Source organism: Devosia sp. LjRoot16 (assembly GCF_964252795.1).
Lineage (GTDB): Bacteria > Pseudomonadota > Alphaproteobacteria > Rhizobiales > Devosiaceae > Devosia_A.
Genome location: NZ_CAXUPH020000002.1, coordinates 234,377 through 250,597, shown reverse-complemented (window position 1 = coordinate 250,597; position 16,221 = coordinate 234,377). Strand labels below are relative to the sequence as shown.

The window sequence follows — 16,221 nt, the reverse complement described above, 5'->3', positions numbered from 1 at the left end:
ACTCACCGCCTGCTCGGCGGGAGAAATGGGTCCCAGCTTTCGCTGGGATGACATCTGTGGGGAAACGGCAATCGTTGCCGACTGCACGAGCGAGGGCGCCAGCTAATGCCTTCCTTCATCCTCGGCCGCCTGGTCTCGCTCATCCTCAGTCTGATCGCTGCTTCGATCGTCATCTTCCTCGTGCTCGAGGTGGTGCCGGGTGATCCGGCGCAGTTCATGCTCGGGCTCAACGCCACGCCTGAGGCGACAGCGGCGCTCCGCACCGCGCTCGGCCTCGATGGGCCGCTGCTCGAGCGCTATTTCACCTGGGTGCTGGGGCTGCTGCATGGCGATTTCGGCATCAGCTACACCTACAAGGTGCCGGTCTCCGGGTTGATCGCCGACCGCATCTGGATTTCGCTCCCGCTGGCTATCTATGCACTGGCGCTGTCGACGCTGATCGCCTTTCCCGTCGGCATTCTCGCCGCCGTCAGGCGTAACTCGGCCACTGATGTCGGCATCATGGGAGCGACGCAGGTCGGCCTTGCGGTGCCGAACTTCTGGTTCGCCATGCTGCTGGTGCTGCTGTTCTCTATCACCCTCAGATGGTTCTCCGCCGGCGGCTTTCCCGGCTGGCAGGATCCGCTCCTGGCGCTGAAGGCACTGACCCTGCCGGCCGTGGCGCTGGCGCTGCCGCAGGCCTCGATCCTGGCGCGCGTCATGCGTTCCTCCCTGCTGGACACCCTGGGTGAGGACTATATCCGCTCGGCTCGCGCCAAGGGCCTGAGCCAGGGGCAGACGCTGTGGCGGCATGCGCTGCGCAACGCGCTGATCCCGGTGCTGACCATCATCGGGCTGCAGTTTTCGTTCCTCCTCGCCGGGGCGATCATCATCGAGAACGTGTTCTTCCTGCCCGGCCTCGGCCGGCTGGTGTTCCAGGGCATCACCTCGCGCGACCTGATCGTGGTGAAATCGGTGGTGATGCTGCTGGTGTTTGCGGTGATCCTCGTCACCTTCCTCGTCGATATCACCTATGCGCTCGTCGACCCGCGCCTCAGGAGGGCGACGCGATGAGCGCTATTGCCGCACCCGCCACCCGCGACAGCCTGCTGAAGGCGGCGCTCCGCTCGCCGAACTTCCTCATCGGTGCGGCGATCACCCTGGTCTTCGTCATAGCGGCGCTGCTCTCGTTCGTCTGGACGCCATACGACTATCTCCTCCAGAACATCCCCAACAAGCTGAAGCCGCCCTCGGCCGAGCATTGGTTCGGCACCGATCATTTCGGCCGCGATATCTTCTCAATGATCATGGTGGGCGCCCGCACCTCGATCGCCGTGGCCTTCATCGCAGTGACGGTCGCCATGGTGATCGGCGTGCCGATCGGCCTTTGGGCCGCGGCGCAGCGTGGCACGCTGCTCGATGACGTGCTGATGCGCGCCAACGACCTGGTGTTCGCCTTCCCGGCGCTGCTGATCGCCATCCTGATCACTGCGGTGTTCGGGCCGGGCGCGATCAACGCCATTATCGCGGTCGGGCTCTACAATATGCCGGTGTTCGCTCGCCTGGCGCGGGCAGGGGCACTGAGCCTGTGGCAGCGCGAATTCATCATGGCGGCGCGGGTTTCGGGGAAGGGCGCGGCGCGGATCTCGTTCGAGCATATCCTGCCCAACATCCTCAACACCCTGGTGGTACAGGCGACCATCCAGTTCGCCCTCGGCATCCTCGCCGAGGCGGCGCTGGCCTATGTCGGGCTCGGCGTACAGCCGCCAACTCCAAGCTGGGGCAAGATGCTGGCCGACAGCCAGACCATGATCAGTCTCGCGCCGCACGTCGCGCTGGTGCCCGGGTTGACCATCGTGCTGATGGTGCTGGGCGTGAACCTGCTCGGTGACGGCCTGCGCGATATCTTCGATCCGCGCCTGAGGCGGAACCGCTGATGGCGCTGCTCGACGTCAAGGACCTGCAGCTGTCGATCGGCAAGTTCCCGATCCTGCGCGATATCGACCTGTCGGTCGATGCGGGAGAAATCCTCGGGGTCATCGGCGAGAGCGGCTCCGGCAAGTCGATGACGGCGCTGAGCGTCATGCAGCTGCTGCCGTTCGGCGCGACGACATCGGGTTCGGTGAAGCTCGATGGCCGCGAAGTCCTGGGGCTGCCGGATGCCGAGATGCGGAGGATCCGCGGCGGCACGGTCGGCATGGTGTTCCAGGAGCCGATGACGGCGCTGAACCCGGTCAAAACCATCGGCGACCAGGTGGCCGAAACTGCCATGGTGCATGGCGGTATGGCGCGACGCGACGCGCTTGAAGTAGCGCGGCAGACCCTCGAACGGGTCGAACTGCCCACCTCGCGCTTCCCACTCGATCGCTACCCGCACGAGCTGAGCGGCGGCCAGCGGCAGCGTGTGGTGATCGCCATGGCCATCGCCATGCGGCCAAAACTGCTGATCGCCGATGAGCCGACCACCGCGCTCGACGTGACCACGCAGGCGGCGATCCTGAAGCTGCTGCAGAAGCTGGTCGATGAAGACGGCATGGGGCTCATGTTCATCACCCACGATCTCGGGGTGATCGCCGGGCTCGCCGATAAGGTGTCGATCATGCGGCAGGGCGAGGTGGTGGAGGCAGGGCCGACCGTCCAGCTGTTCCGCGCCCTGCAGCATCCCTACTCGAAGGCGCTGTTCGAAGCCTCCTCGCATGTCCCGCCACGCATCCCGCCGGCCGTGGTTGGCGGCACCCCCGTGCTGGCCGTGGACAACGTGGTGCGCGAATACCCGCTGCCACGTCGCGGGCTGTTCGAAAAGCGCAAGGTGTTGCGCGCCGTCGACGGCGTGAGCCTCAGGATCGAGAAGGGCGAAAATGTCGGGCTGGTGGGCGAGAGCGGCTGCGGCAAGTCTACGCTGGCCCGCGCCATCATGGCGCTGGAGCCAACCCAGGGCGGTCGCATCGCCATATCAGGCGAGCCGATCGATCCGAAGAAAGGCGCCAGTTTCGCCACGCGCCGGCACCTGCAGGTGGTGTTCCAGGATCCCTATGGCAGCTTCAACCCGCGCCATCGGGTCGATCGGCTGGTCAGCGAGCCGTTCCATCTGCTCGGCTCAGCCGCTCCATCAGGCGCTGAGCGTGACAAGCGCATCGCCCGAGCGCTGGACGAGGTCGGGCTCTCGGCCGCCGATGGCGAGAAATACGTGCACGAATTCTCCGGCGGCCAGCGGCAGCGCATCGCCATTGCCCGGGCGCTGATCATCGAGCCGAGCCTGATCATTCTCGATGAGGCGGTGTCGGCGCTCGACGTCTCGGTGCGAGCCCAGGTGCTGGACCTCCTGGCCGAGCTCTCTGACCGGCTGCAGCTCAGCTACCTGTTCATCTCGCACGACCTTGCCGTGGTCCGCTCCATCACCGACCGGGTGCTGGTGATGCGGGCCGGCAAGATCGTCGAGGAGGGCGCGACTGAGGAAGTGTTCCGGGCGCCAAAGCATCCCTACACGCAGGAGCTGCTGGCGGCGACACCTAACCTCGAGGCCGCGCTTGCCAAGCGCGAGGCCGCGGGCGCATAGCCACGGCCGCGGCAGATACGAGTTTAAGATGACCGACCTCAACCTGTTCTTCGATCCCACCAAGTGCTTCATCGGCGGCCGCTGGATCGCGCCGCAGGGTGGCGACTATCTGCCGATCGAGAACCCCTCGACCGGCGAGACCATCGGCCAGATCGCCCGCGGCAAGGCCGCCGACGTCGATGCGGCAGTCGCGGCTGCGCAGGCGGCGCTGGCCGGCGAGTGGGGGCGGACACCGGCGGCGGAGCGCGGCCGGATCCTCAGCCGCATCGGGCAGAAGGTGCTGGAGCGGGTCGACGACCTGGCGCGCATCGAGGCGCTGGATGTCGGCAAGCCCCTGAAGCAGGCCAGGGCCGATGCGCTGGCGCTGGCGCGCTATCTCGAGTTCTACGGCGGCGCCTGTGACAAGATCCACGGCGAGACCATCCCCTATCTCGATGGCTACACTGTCTACACCCTGCGCGAGCCGCATGGGGTGACAGCGCACATCATCCCCTGGAACTACCCCATGCAGATCATCGGCCGCTCGGTGACCGGTGCCCTGGCGATGGGCAATGCCGCGGTGCTGAAACCGGCGGAGGAGGCTTGCCTCACCGCCATCGCTTTCGCCAAGATCGCCGAGGAGGCCGGGCTGCCAGCCGGCGCGCTGAACGTCGTGCCGGGGCTGGGCGAGGAAGCCGGCGCTGCGCTGACGGCCCATCCGGGCGTCAACCACATCTCGTTCACCGGCTCGGTCGGCGTCGGCAAGCTGATCCAGCACGCGGCGGCCAACAATGTCGTGCCGGTAACGCTGGAGCTGGGCGGCAAGTCACCGCAACTGGTGTTCGAAGATGCCGACCTCGATCGCGCACTGCCCTTCCTGATCAATGCCGGTATCCAGAATGCCGGCCAGACCTGTTCGGCCAGCTCGCGCATCCTGGTGCACCGGTCGATCCATGACGAGGTGCTGCAGCGGATGGCCGGGCGCTACCAGGCGCTGAGGGTCGGGCCGGCCATCGCCGATCTCGATCTCGGCCCGCTGGTGTCGGAGCGGCAGAAGGAGATCGTTGGCGGGTTTCTTACCGACCTCGGCGGCGCCGAGATCGCGGCAGAGGGTACTGTCGTAGGCGACGCGCCGCAGGGTGGACACTACCAGGCGCCGACACTGCTCTCCCGCGTCTCCCCGGACAACCGGCTGGCGCAGGACGAGATCTTCGGCCCGGTCCAGGTGGTGATCCCGTTCGAGGATGAGGCTGAAGCGATAGCCATCGCCAACGGCACGGATTTCGGCCTAGTGGCCGGCGTCTGGACCCGCGATGGCGGGCGGCAGATGCGGATGGCCAAGGCGATCAAAACCGGCCAGGTATTCCTGAACAATTATGGCGCGGGCGGCGGCGTCGAGCTGCCGTTTGGCGGCATCGGCAAGTCCGGCCACGGCCGCGAAAAGGGTTTCGAGGCGCTCTACGGCTTCTCGGTGTTGAAGACAGTGGCCGCATGGCACGGGTGATTTCATGAGACTGGAAGGCAAGGTCGCCATCGTTACCGGCGGCGCATCGGGGTTTGGCGCCGGCATCGTGCGGAAGTTCGCGGCCGAGGGCGCAAAAGTGCTGATCGCCGATATCAACCTCGACGGCGCCGAGGCGCTGGCAAGAGAACTCGGCCAGAAGGCAGGCCATGTCGACGTCAGCAAGGATGCGAGCGTCAATCAGCTGGCGGCGGCGGCGCTGATGGCCTTCGGCAAGGTTGATATCCTCGTCAACAATGCCGGCGTCTCGCACCTGCCGGCGGCGTTGGACGAGATTTCCGAGGCCGATTTCGACCGGGTGTTCAACGTCAACATGAAGTCGGTCTACCTGACCGCGCGGCATCTCGTGCCGCATTTCAAGGCGCGGAAGACCGGCGCGATCCTCAACGTCGCCTCGACCGCCGCCGTGAGCCCACGCCCCAGGCTCAGCTGGTATAATGCGTCGAAGGGCTGGATGGTGACGGCGACCAAATCCATGGCGGTCGAACTGGCGCCGCTGGGTATCAGGGTCAACGCCATCAACCCGGTGGCCGGCGAAACGCCTTTGCTCAAGACCTTCATGGGCGAGGATACGCCCGAGATCCGGGCCAAGTTCCTCTCGACCATCCCACTCGGCCGCTTCTCGACCCCCGAGGACATGGGCAATGCCGCCTGCTTCCTCTGCTCGGACGAAGCCTCGATGATCACCGGCGTGGCGCTGGAGGTTGATGGCGGCCGGGTGATTTAGGCGCGCCCCTCACCCCGTCCCTCTCCCCAGAGGGGCGAAGGGGCGTTGTGGCACTGGCGGTGCAAAGTGCGTCCCCTCGCCCCTCTGGGGAGAGGGTTAGGGTGAGGGGCGCCAAGCGCACGGTCCTGTCACGTCAGCGGAGAAAGCCGTTGATCTCCCGCGCCACCGCCGCGGGGGTTTCCCAATGCAGCGAGTGGGCGGCGTTGGCGATCGGTGCTTGGGTGAAGCGCGGCACCTTGCCGTGCAGTTCCTCGACAGCACCAAACGGCGCCAGCAGATCGAGATCGCCTGAGAGCGCCAGCACCTCGCAGGCGACCATCGAGAGATCGACGATCATGCCGCGATCGATCGCCGCGACCTGTCGGGCGAAATCGCCGGGCGATTGGCGGTGCGGGTAGGTGCTCGACGCCGCTGCTGCTGCGGCGACGTTCGCCTCGTCGGCAAAGAACGGCGTCGAGAACAACCACTGGTAGAGCAACCGGAACCAATCGGGCGCCGGGACCGTGAAGTAGAGCCGCGACAGGTCGCGGAACAGCACTCGTGCCTTCGGGTTGATGGTGCCAGCGCCCATCGTTACCAGTCGGCTGACCCGGGTGGGATGGGTGGCTGCAAGTGCCAGGCCAAGGAAGCCGCCGAGCGAATGTCCGATCACCTCGACCCGCTCGAGCCCGAGGTGGTCGAGCAGCCCCAGGCAATCGGCGACCATCTCGGCGAGTTCGATCGGGCCTTCGACCCGCGTCCGGCCGGAGCCGCGATTATCGATCAGAATCAGCTGCCGGCCGGGCAGCAACGGCAACAGCGGTCCCCAGCTGGCGCCATCGCTCGCCGTGCCCGCAATCAGCAACAGCGGCTTGCCCTCGCCGAGGATTTCGTAGTGCACCGTGGCGGCGCCGTTCTGGAACTCAGGCATGGGGCCATCTCGATTGTTTTTGCTCGGCCGTGGCGTGGACAGGTCTGACGCGAGGTCTATATTTGACCGGTTGGACAAATGGCTGGAGCGTGATCAGGAAAGGTTGCAGACCTTTCCGGTTCGATCTCGCGACAAAACAAGGACCTGGAGCAGGAGTGCGGTTCAAAGAAACGCAATCCTGCCCAGTGCGAGCATGGCACAGGACGCCCTCGGAAATGAAGTGAGCCGCGCCTCCGCGGTGACGCTGCAGGGGATCGACGATTTCGTCACCGGCTTCCTCGGCTACGAGAAGAAGGCTGCCAACATCATTGCCGCAGCCGACGGCGAGCCGGATGCGGTGCTTGCCAACACCTATGCCGGCTTCACCTGGATGTTTCTCGAGGCCGAGGGCGCCAAGGCCATGGCGGGCAAGTACCTGGCGCGAGCGCAGGCTGCCGCCGCCGGCGCCAACGAACGCGAGCGGATGCTGATCGCGCAGCTGGAGCGCTGGATCGCCGACGACATTCCTGCCGTGCAGGCGATTGGCGACGAGATCGTCGCCCGCCATCCGCGCGACCTCACCTCGGTGAAGCTGCACCAGTATTTCAGCTTCAACCGTGGCGATGCCGCCAACATGCTGCGCATCGCCAAGGCGGCGGAGGCGGCGAATGCCGACAACCCGCATATTCACGGCATGCTGGCCTTCGGCTACGAGCAACTGCACGATCTCGAGACGGCCGAGCGCGAGGCGCGGCTGGCGCTGAAACTGAAGACCAAGGAGCCCTGGGCGCAGCATGCGCTGGCGCACGTGATGCTGGGCACCGGGCGCGTCGAGGAGGGCGTGCAGTTCCTTGCCGAGGCGCAGCGGACCTGGGTCGATCTCAACTCCTTCATGTACACCCACAACTGGTGGCACAAGGCGCTGTTCCACATCAGCCAGGGCGACCACGCCGCGGTGTTCGATGCCTATGACAACCATGTCTGGGGCATCGAGCCGGGCTATTCGCAGGACCAGGTGAGCGCCGTGTCGCTGCTGGCTCGTATGGAGGTCGCCGGCATGGATGTCGGCAACCGCTGGGAGGATGTGGCGGACCATATGCGGGGCAGGGGGCGCGACACCATCCAGCCCTTCCTGACGCTGCAATATCTCTATGGGCTGGCGCGAGCCGAGCGCGTCGAAGCCGACGAGCTGATGCGCGCCGTTGAGGAGAAGGCCGCGACCTCGTCGGCTTTCGATCGGGTGGTCTGGTGGGAAGTGGCGCTGCCGGCGGCGCGGGGCGTCCTGGCGCATGCGCGAGGCGACTACGCAGCAGCGGCGAAGTGGCTTTCGGTCGCCAACCCGCGGATGACCGAGATCGGCGGCAGCCACGCGCAGCGCGACCTGTTCGGGCAGCTGCTGCTCGATGCGCATCTGAAGCTCGGCAATTGGGTGATCGCCCAGCAGATGCTGGAGATGCGCCGCACCTGGGACCCGGACGGCGTGCCGCTCAACCAGGCGCTGGCGCTGGTCAACGAACGGCTGGGCACGGCCGCCTGACCGACCCGTGCGCCCAGCGCATACCGAGCGAGGGGAAGCGGAAACTCCAACGAGCACGGGAATGACCCGGCCGATCGGGTTGGGTAAGGTGAGTCAACCCAGAATCCCTGAAGGAGCCCGGATGCAACCCGGACCGCGCAACCTGATCACTGACGTCGCCGGCCTGCGGGTCGGCAATTCCGAAGACCATCGGATCAAGACCGGCACCACCGTGCTGGTGGCGGACAAACCGTTCCGCGCCTCGGTCGATGTGATGGGTGGCTCGCCCGGCTCGCGCGAGACGGAACTGCTGGCCCCGGACAAGCTGGTCGAGGACATCGACGCGCTTGTGCTTTCGGGCGGCTCGGCCTTCGGGCTCGACGCCGCATCCGGCGTCACCGATGGGCTGCGCAAGCTCGGTCGCGGTTTCCGGGTGGAGAAAGCGACGGTGCCGATCGTTCCTGGCGCCATCATCTTCGACCTGCTCAACAATGGCGACAAGGACTGGGACGAGAACCCCTATCGGGCGCTTGGCGCTCAGGCGCTCGCCAATGCCGGCGAGGACTTCGCCCTGGGCACCGTCGGCGCCGGCGTTGGGGCACTGACGGCCAACCTCAAGGGCGGGCTCGGGTCAGCGTCGCTGGTGATCCCCGGCGGTTTCACCGTCGGGGCGCTGGTGGTGGCGAACCCGACGGGCAGCGTCACCATGGGCGACAGCAAGCATTTCTGGGCCGCGCCGTTCGAGGTGGATGGAGAGTTCGGCGGCCTCGGCCCGCTGCCCGGGCCGCTGCCATTCGAACAAACCGCACGCTCGAAGCGCGACTGGGTGACACCGATCTCCAACACCACCATCGCCATCGTCGCGACCGATGCCGACCTCAGCAAGGCGCAGCTGAAGCGCCTCGCCGTGGCGGCCCAGGACGGCATCGCCCGCGGCGCCAGCCCGGCTCACACCCAGGTCGACGGCGACCTGATCTTTTCCGTATCGACCGGCGCAAAGCCGATTACCACGCCGGTGCTGAATGCTCTGCAACTCGGCCACGCGGCGGCGGTCTGCCTCAGTAGAGCCATGGCGCGGGCCATCTATTCCGCGAGCGCAGCCGAAAATGATGTGGTACCCACTTGGCGGGAGCGCTGGGGATAACATCCGGCGCGTGGGGCTTGTTGGACATGAAATATCTGTTTGCTGCGCTGATCTTGTCGGCGCTCGCTGGGCCCGCCTTCGCGGAAGAAACACCCAAGCAACAGTGCGAACGCATCATTGCCGAGGCTGAGAAAGGCCCCAAGCAGATGGTCGCTGCCGGAAACCTCTATAGCCGCGGTGGCTGGCCTGGCGTGAAATGCGTGAAGCGGGACTATGTCCGCGCTTTCGAACTCTATGCCAAGGCCGGCGCTCGAGACTCTATCAACGGGCTGCTCCAAGACCTCGAAGCCAAGGCCAACCAGGGCATGGAGTATGCCCGCATTGGTCTGGTGAAGCTGCAGGCTCGCGGTTACATCTGGGTGGACGTCGAACAGGTGCGCTGAGCCACGAGGCTCATGCCGCCGGCGCTGCCTTCACGTGGTAGCAGAAATCGCACATGCCATCGCCGTTCATGCAGGTCTTACTGCGTTCGAGCTTCAGCCCGAGCTCGTCGGCCATGGCGAAATCGCCGTTGCAGATCAACAGCTCACCGAGGTCGCGGGCGCCGATCTGTTCCATGAACTCGGCGTAGTCGCAGTGGTTGACCTGGTTACGCAGCAGCGTATCGGTCTGCTCCAGTGTTTCGAACTCGTAGCGCACCCCTTCGCCGAAGCCGGCAAACTCTGTGGCGAGGGTGGGGATATCGAGCAAGGAGCCGCGCTGCGCGACGATGGCGCGGTTGGCCTTATCGAGCGCGCCCCGCACCAACGCATGCGCCCGTTCCTTGCCGAGCGCGGCCTCCATGGCGCGGACCAGTGGAATCTGGGCCCGGACCTCGGTGGTGATGCGTTCGAATGGGGTCATGGGCAGCTCTCCGGCGTCATGCGATGATGGCAGGATCGTCCGGAGCAGGAAACCCCGGCCGGTCTGATGCGTTTGCCACTTCGACAACGATGGAGGACGCGATGAACGCGCAAAGCAGAGCAACCGCCATGATCCCCGCCCACAACGTCGAGCGGGCAGTGGCCTGGTATCGGGACAAGCTGGGGATCGCGCCTGCCAGGCAGGATGAGAACGGCGCCAACTATGAGCTCAACGGTGTCCAGGCCTTCCTCTACAAGTCGGATTTTGCCGGCACGGCCGAGCACACCATGCTGTCGTTCGACACGGTCGATCTCGACGCCGACATGCGGGACATGCGCGGCAAGGGGGTCACGTTCCTCGACTACGACTTGCCGGATTTGAAGACCGAGAACGGCGTCGCCAGCTTTGGCCCCGTGAAAAACGCCTGGGCCAAGGACAGCGAGGGCAACATTCTCGGCTTCGTTCAGGGCATGTAGAGCGTCAGGCTATTTCGAGCAGCGGAACACCGTGCTCGACTTGGCGTCGCCCACGGCGATGCGGATGCCTTCGCCGGCCGGCCCGAAGATCGGCGTCAGCTTCAGGTCCTGTTTGTTGCAGGTGGCGCTGAAGGTGCCGTCCTTGTTGTCGTTGAGCGCGATGTCGCAGCTCTTGCCGCCGGCCGAGAACTTGCTTGCCGACACCACCGTCAGGCCGGTCTTGTCGGTGCAATCGAGCGCCGCCCAACTGCCGATCAGCGGGCGAGCGCCGGGCGGAAGTTTCGCTGTGGCGGCCGGTCCGGCGGGTGTCTTGCCCGTGGCCGGCGCTTTGGCGGGCGTGACAGCAGCGGCAGGCGCTTCGGCCGAAGGCGCCTTGGGCGTGCTGTCGTTGTTGCAGGCGGCCAACAGGGGCAGGACGAGGAGGAGAGAGAGCGGCAAAAGGCGCATCGGCGAATCCGGTGTCGTTGCTATTGTCATGGCATGGGTGCGCCGTCATTGCGGCGCGATTGCAGCGGAGTCGTCAAGTTTGGCTGTAGCGCAGATCTTTGTGGATGCCGATGCCTGTCCGGTGAAGGACGAGGTGCTGCGCGTCGCCGAGCGGCACGGCATGGTGACCACTTTCGTCGCCAATTTCGGGCTGCGGCCATCGCGCGACCCCATGGTGCGCAACGTCATGGTGCCACAGGGCGCCGATGCCGCGGACGATTGGATCGTCGAGCATGCGGGCGCCGGCGACCTGGTGATCACGTCGGACATTCCGCTGGCCAGCCGGGCGCTGAAAAAAGGCGCAGTGGTGCTCGGGCCGACCGGCAAGCCATTCACCGAGCACTCGATTGGCATGGCGCTGGCGATGCGTGAGCTGAACCAGCATCTGCGCGAGACCGGCGAGAGCAAGGGTTACAATGCCGGCTTTACCGCCAAGGATCGCTCCAACTTCCTCCATGCGTTCGATGCCGCGGTGCAGCGCGCCAAGCGGCAGGGTGAGTGAGGCAGGACCAGCTTTCGCTGGACTGCTATGGCCGCGCCTGAGATAGAAGTTCCCATATCAGCCTTAAGTTTGGGCGGTATGCCCTTGAATTGAGCAGCAAACTGCGCTTCAAACGTGCACCGTTTTCCTGCCCGAGTATTCTCACTTGAGCCGTCTTCTCGATTTCATCCACCGGCACGAGCCGCGCGGCCAGACTTTGGCGCACTTGAAATCCGGCACCGGCGCTGTGGTGGCGATGACCCTGGTGGGTGGGCTGGCCGCCTGGACCGGGCTGCCGATGCTGTTGGCGCCGTTCGGCGCGACCGCCGTGCTGCTGTTCGGGCAGGCCGAGAGCCCGCTGGCGCAGCCCGCCAACATTTTCGGTGGCTATCTGGTGGCAGCCGTGATCAGCGTGGCGATCTTCGCGCTGCTGCCGTCAGCCTGGTGGGTGGCCACCATCGCCGTTGGTCTGGTGATCGCTGCGATGCTGCTGCTGCGCGTCACACATCCGCCGGCGGGTGCGGTGCCGCTGGTGGCGTTCTCTACCCACATGCCGATGGATACGCTGTTCCTCGTGGTCGTGGCGGGCGCCGCCTGCCTCGTCGCGGTGGCCGTGGTGCACCACCAGCTGCCGCCGCGGGTGACTTACCCGCGCCGTCCGACCCGGCCGGGCTGAGCCGCCTCAACCCCCAACAACCCGAAGCACATTACCGCTTCGTTGAAGCGGTAATGTGCTTCAACCCATTGATTTGTCGCGCTTTCGAACCGGAAAAGTCTGCAACTTTTCCTGAAAACGCTCCGGTGTCGATGATCATCTCGATCTCGTCGCGCACCTTGTCCAGCACATCATTGATTGCTGCCACGGCCTGGGCCGGGTCGGCGGCGACGATCGCATCGGCGAGGTCGCGATGCGGCGGGAACGAGTCGAGGCCGAAATCGTCACGGCCGAACGGCGACTCGTTGGATCGCTCCAACGCCTCGTCGAGCTTGTGCAGGATCTCGCCGAACATCGGGTTCCCGGACGCCTCGTAGATGGCGCCGTGGAAAGCGGCGTCCGCCTTGTGCCAGTTGCGGCGCGCCGCGACATCGGCCAGCAGCACGTCGCAGAGCCGCGAGATTTCCGCCCGCTGCGCCTTGGTGGCGTTGACCGTCGCCTTACGCACCACCTCGTTCTCGAGCGCCCGGCGGACCTCGACCAGGCGGAGCAGGGCCTCGCCCTCGAAGCGGATCATCGTCGGCGCGAGCCCGCGTGAGGTGCGCACCTTGGCCGCGAGGTAGGTGCCATCGCCACGCCGACGGCGGATGATGCCGAGGCCCTCCCAGCGGTTCAGCGCCTCGCGGATGGTGGAACGGCCGACCCCGAGGGTGGTCGCCAGCGAGACTTCCGGCGGCAGCCGATCGCCGACGCTCAGCCCGGCCCGCTCGATCATTTCGGCGAGCGCATCCAGCACGGCAACGCCGCGCGTCCGCGTCTCCAGCGGTTCGAGGTAGCTCAGTACTCCGTCCTGCGCCACGCCTGTTCCTCCCGGCCCGAATGGCCGTGCCGGCACCACCATCACAATTCGGCGGTTTTGTCAGCCATGCTGACGTGCCAGCTCCGGTTTGCCCTGCAAATCCAGCATCTCCGTCAATGCGCCGATGAGGATGTCCATCTGCGCCTTCGAGTTGTAGCCCTGCACCGAAACCCGGACGATGTGGTGGTCCTGCCACTTGAATACCGGGATCTCGATCGCGTATCGCGCCATCAGCTCCTTGGAGAACTCCGCCGGTTCGAACTCGGGGACCGGCATCGCCACCATCTGCGGCGCGCAGAACTCCGGGCTGCTGAGCGGTTCTAGACCCGTCAGCGCTTGCAGGCGCCGCGCCGTTTCCTGCGCCAGCTCGCGGCAGTCTGCCGCCACGCGGGTCCAGTCATGGTCCTCACGGAACTTGATCGCCGACGGCACGCTCAACCAGGCCGCTGGGTCGCGCGTTCCTTGCATCTCCAGCTCGTCGATGAACGGCGAGTTGCCGAAGGCGCCCTTGGCGTCGGGGAGTTTTGACTCGGCGGTCCAGCCGTGGCTGATCACCAGCGGATTGATCAGGCCCTGCAGCTCCGGCCGGACATAGAGGAACGCCGAGCCTTTGGGCGTCATCAGCCACTTGTGGCAATTGCCCGAGTAGAAATCGACGCCCATCGCATCGAGGTTCAGCGGGATATGGCCAGGGGTGTGGGCGCCGTCGATCACCGTCCAGATGCCGCGCTTGCGGGCTTCGGCAATCGGCCGCTCGATCGGGAAGCGCAGCGCCGTCGGCGAGGTGATGTGGCTGAGGAACAGCACCTTGGTGCGCTCGTTCATCGCCTCGACCAGCGTGTTGGTGAACGCCGCTTCCGACACCAGTGGCATCGGCACCTTGACCGTGACGATCTTGGCGCCGGTGCGGCGCGCCACATAGGCCCAGGTCTTTTCCAGCGCCGAATACTCGTGATCGGTCGTCAGGATCTCGTCGCCTTCCCTTAGGTCGAGCGACTGGGCGACGATGTTGAGCCCTTCGGTGGCGTTGACCAGCCCGACGATGTTCTCCGAGGTCGTGCCGAGAAATGCCGAGAGCGCCACGCGGGGCACCTTGGTGCGTTCGCTGAGGTCGCGGCCGAGGAAGGCCACCGGCTGCCGTTCCAGCTCGAGCTGCCAGGCCTGGTAGGTCTCGAACACCGGACGCGGGCAGGCGCCGAAAGAGCCATGGTTCAGGAAAACGACATCGTCCCGGAGGAGGAAGTGTCGCGCGAGATTGGAGGACAAGTCAGCGGCCTTTCAGTGTGGGATCGAGTGCATCGCGCAGACCGTCGCCGAACAGCGTCGTGGCGAGCACGGTGATGGCGAGGGCAGCCGTGGGGAACACGGCCATGTGCCAGTAAAAGAACATGAAGTTGATACCGACATTGATCATCTGGCCCCAGCTCGGGGTTGGCGGCGCCACGCCGATGCCGAGGAAGCTGAGGCTGGCCTCGAGCATCATGGCGCCCGGCACCGACAGCACGAACCCGACGATGATCGGCGACAGCGAGTTGGGGATCACGTGGCGGCGGAGGATGTACCAGGGCGAGGCGCCAAGCGCCTGCGCCGCCCGCACGAACTCCTTCTCGCGGAACGACTTCACCTGGGCCCGGACCAGGAGGCAGACGCCGAACCAGCCGAACAGCGAGGCCACCACGATGATGGTGAAGAAGCCACCGCCGGCCAGCGCCCCCAGCAGCATGGCTGCCAGCAGCGGCGGCACCACCGAGAAGATCTCGATGACGCGCATGATGAACCAGTCGACGCGGCCGCCGAAATAGCCGGCGATGGCGCCGATCGGGATCCCGATCAACAGGCTACAGGTGGCGGCGGCAAAGCCGATCAGCAGCGACACCCGGGCGCCGTAGACGATACGGGTGAAGAAGTCGCGTCCGAGATCGTCGACGCCGAACCAGAACTCGGCCGACGGGAAAGCCAGCGACTGCGTCAGGTAGAGCTGGGCGTCTGGAGCGCTCTTGGTGAACAGCGGCGCAAAGATCGCGGCGAGGATGATGATCCCGAGCACGATGCCGCCGGTCACCGCCGCCTTGTTGGCGGCAAAGCGCCGCCAGGCGAAGTAGGCCGGGCTATGCTGGGTGTGCGCGGGGGGTACGGCGAGCGCGCCGGTTTCGATGTCGGTGGTCATTTCGCGTCATCTCCGAGACGGATGCGCGGATTGAGCCACGCGTAGGCGATATCGGAAATCAGGTAGGCGAAACAGATTCCGATGGTGAACATCAGCACCAGCGCCATCTCGAGCGGATAGTCGCGGTTCTCGATGGAGGAGACGAAGTAGCTGCCGAGCCCGGGGATACGGAACATCGCCTCGACGAAGATCGAGCCGGTGGCCGTACCCATGAACATCGGCAGGAACACCGTGACCATCGGGATGGCCGAGTTGCGCAGGACGTGCTGGAAGATGATCCGCCGCTCGCTCAGCCCCTTGGCACGGAGTGCCGTAACGAACGGCCGGTTGAGCGTGTCGAGCATGGCCGAGCGCGTATAGCGGGCATAGGTGGCGAGCGGGATCGCGGCGTAAGCGATGATCGGCAGGATCCACCGTTCTGGTTTGCCCCAGCCGCTGGCCGGCAGCCAGTTGAGCCAGACCGCAAAGATCAGGATCAGCAGCATCGAGATGACGAACACCGGGATGGTTAGGCCGAGCACCGACAGCGTCGAGGCGAGGTAGTCGATCCAGCTGTTGCGCTTCAGCGCCGCCGCCATCCCGATCAGGATACCGAGGGCGGCGCCGATGATGACGCCGGAACCGCCAAGGATCAGGCTGGGCACCCAGGCCTGCTGCAACAGGCTGATCACGGTCTCGCCCGGCGACTGGTAGGGAACACCCCAGTTTCCCTGCAGCACGCCGGCCATGTAGTTGGTGTACTGGACCCAGAGCGGCTGATCGAGGCCCAGCCTGGCATTGAGCGCAGCCTTGACCGCCGCGGAGAGCGGCATGTCCTTTTCGGTGAACGGACCGCCCGGCACCGCGTGCATCATCAGGAAGATGACCAGCGAAACGATGAAGAAGGTCACGGCGACCGAGAGCAGGCGTTTGATGAGATAGACAATCATGCCCGGACCTCCA

General features: G+C 65.7%; 18 protein-coding genes. 11 read left to right on the top strand and 7 right to left on the bottom strand.

Annotated features, from left to right (window positions below):
- Positions 1-105 precede the first annotated feature (105 nt).
- From ACSQ23_RS11605 to ACSQ23_RS11585, 5 genes are read left to right on the top strand one after another with little or no spacing between them, the layout of a single operon-like run.
- Positions 106-1,053, top strand: a complete 948-nt coding sequence (locus ACSQ23_RS11605; RefSeq protein WP_436090730.1) for an ABC transporter permease — start codon at positions 106-108, stop codon at positions 1,051-1,053.
- The gene (locus tag ACSQ23_RS11600) at positions 1,050-1,916 is read left to right on the top strand and encodes an ABC transporter permease (protein WP_436090729.1); all 867 of its coding nucleotides are present in this window, start codon (positions 1,050-1,052) and stop codon (positions 1,914-1,916) included. Before ACSQ23_RS11605 ends, ACSQ23_RS11600 begins: the two co-directional genes overlap by 4 nt.
- Entirely contained in the window at positions 1,916-3,535 is a 1,620-nt protein-coding gene (locus ACSQ23_RS11595; RefSeq protein ID WP_436090728.1) for an ABC transporter ATP-binding protein, read from the top strand. Before ACSQ23_RS11600 ends, ACSQ23_RS11595 begins: the two co-directional genes overlap by 1 nt.
- A 28-nt stretch (positions 3,536-3,563) precedes the next feature.
- Positions 3,564-5,018 (top strand): aldehyde dehydrogenase family protein, encoded by a 1,455-nt coding sequence (locus tag ACSQ23_RS11590; protein WP_436090727.1) that lies wholly within the window; start codon positions 3,564-3,566, stop codon positions 5,016-5,018.
- A gap of 4 nt (positions 5,019-5,022) precedes the next feature.
- Complete coding sequence (locus tag ACSQ23_RS11585; RefSeq protein ID WP_055878103.1) at positions 5,023-5,763, top strand: SDR family oxidoreductase; 741 nt, start codon at positions 5,023-5,025, stop codon at positions 5,761-5,763.
- A 133-nt stretch (positions 5,764-5,896) separates the two neighbouring features.
- Here the strand turns inward: ACSQ23_RS11585 and ACSQ23_RS11580 are convergent, their stop codons facing one another.
- Positions 5,897-6,673, bottom strand: a complete 777-nt coding sequence (locus ACSQ23_RS11580) for an alpha/beta fold hydrolase (protein WP_436090726.1) — start codon at positions 6,671-6,673, stop codon at positions 5,897-5,899.
- Positions 6,674-6,893: 220 nt separating this feature from the next.
- On the opposite strand from ACSQ23_RS11580, the gene ACSQ23_RS11575 reads away from it, so the two are divergent.
- From ACSQ23_RS11575 to ACSQ23_RS11565, 3 genes are all read left to right on the top strand, one after another.
- Positions 6,894-8,189: a tetratricopeptide repeat protein gene (locus tag ACSQ23_RS11575; RefSeq protein ID WP_436090725.1), complete on the top strand. Its 1,296-nt coding sequence runs from the start codon at positions 6,894-6,896 to the stop codon at positions 8,187-8,189.
- 121 nt (positions 8,190-8,310) lie between these two features.
- On the top strand, positions 8,311-9,312 hold the full coding sequence (locus ACSQ23_RS11570) for a P1 family peptidase (RefSeq protein WP_436090724.1): 1,002 nt from the start codon (positions 8,311-8,313) through the stop codon (positions 9,310-9,312).
- A 26-nt stretch (positions 9,313-9,338) separates the two neighbouring features.
- Positions 9,339-9,695: a hypothetical protein gene (locus tag ACSQ23_RS11565; RefSeq protein WP_436090723.1), complete on the top strand. Its 357-nt coding sequence runs from the start codon at positions 9,339-9,341 to the stop codon at positions 9,693-9,695.
- 10 nt (positions 9,696-9,705) lie between these two features.
- Here the strand turns inward: ACSQ23_RS11565 and ACSQ23_RS11560 are convergent, their stop codons facing one another.
- Positions 9,706-10,155, bottom strand: coding sequence for an L-2-amino-thiazoline-4-carboxylic acid hydrolase (locus tag ACSQ23_RS11560; RefSeq protein ID WP_436090722.1), 450 nt, complete (start codon positions 10,153-10,155; stop codon positions 9,706-9,708).
- Positions 10,156-10,256: 101 nt separating this feature from the next.
- Between ACSQ23_RS11560 and ACSQ23_RS11555 the strand changes: the two genes are divergently transcribed.
- Positions 10,257-10,631, top strand: a complete 375-nt coding sequence (locus ACSQ23_RS11555; protein ID WP_055878093.1) for a VOC family protein — start codon at positions 10,257-10,259, stop codon at positions 10,629-10,631.
- A gap of 9 nt (positions 10,632-10,640) precedes the next feature.
- On the opposite strand, the gene ACSQ23_RS11550 is transcribed toward ACSQ23_RS11555, so the two are convergent.
- On the bottom strand, positions 10,641-11,078 hold the full coding sequence (locus ACSQ23_RS11550) for a hypothetical protein (protein WP_436090721.1): 438 nt from the start codon (positions 11,076-11,078) through the stop codon (positions 10,641-10,643).
- A 79-nt stretch (positions 11,079-11,157) separates the two neighbouring features.
- On the opposite strand from ACSQ23_RS11550, the gene ACSQ23_RS11545 reads away from it, so the two are divergent.
- Together ACSQ23_RS11545 and ACSQ23_RS11540 are read left to right on the top strand one after the other, a co-directional pair.
- Positions 11,158-11,619, top strand: coding sequence for a YaiI/YqxD family protein (locus ACSQ23_RS11545; protein WP_436090720.1), 462 nt, complete (start codon positions 11,158-11,160; stop codon positions 11,617-11,619).
- A gap of 145 nt (positions 11,620-11,764) precedes the next feature.
- On the top strand, positions 11,765-12,274 hold the full coding sequence (locus ACSQ23_RS11540) for an HPP family protein (RefSeq protein ID WP_055878088.1): 510 nt from the start codon (positions 11,765-11,767) through the stop codon (positions 12,272-12,274).
- A 31-nt stretch (positions 12,275-12,305) separates the two neighbouring features.
- On the opposite strand, the gene ACSQ23_RS11535 is transcribed toward ACSQ23_RS11540, so the two are convergent.
- From ACSQ23_RS11535 to ACSQ23_RS11520, 4 genes are read right to left on the bottom strand one after another with little or no spacing between them, the layout of a single operon-like run.
- Positions 12,306-13,112: a FadR/GntR family transcriptional regulator gene (locus ACSQ23_RS11535; RefSeq protein ID WP_436090719.1), complete on the bottom strand. Its 807-nt coding sequence runs from the start codon at positions 13,110-13,112 to the stop codon at positions 12,306-12,308.
- A gap of 60 nt (positions 13,113-13,172) precedes the next feature.
- Complete coding sequence (locus ACSQ23_RS11530) at positions 13,173-14,378, bottom strand: aminotransferase class V-fold PLP-dependent enzyme (protein ID WP_436090718.1); 1,206 nt, start codon at positions 14,376-14,378, stop codon at positions 13,173-13,175.
- A gap of 1 nt (position 14,379) precedes the next feature.
- Positions 14,380-15,279 carry an ABC transporter permease gene (locus ACSQ23_RS11525; protein WP_055996170.1) on the bottom strand — a complete coding sequence of 300 codons (900 nt, stop codon included), beginning with the start codon at positions 15,277-15,279 and terminating at the stop codon, positions 14,380-14,382.
- The gene (locus tag ACSQ23_RS11520; RefSeq protein WP_436090717.1) at positions 15,276-16,208 is read right to left on the bottom strand and encodes an ABC transporter permease; all 933 of its coding nucleotides are present in this window, start codon (positions 16,206-16,208) and stop codon (positions 15,276-15,278) included. Before ACSQ23_RS11520 ends, ACSQ23_RS11525 begins: the two co-directional genes overlap by 4 nt.
- Positions 16,209-16,221 lie beyond the last annotated feature (13 nt).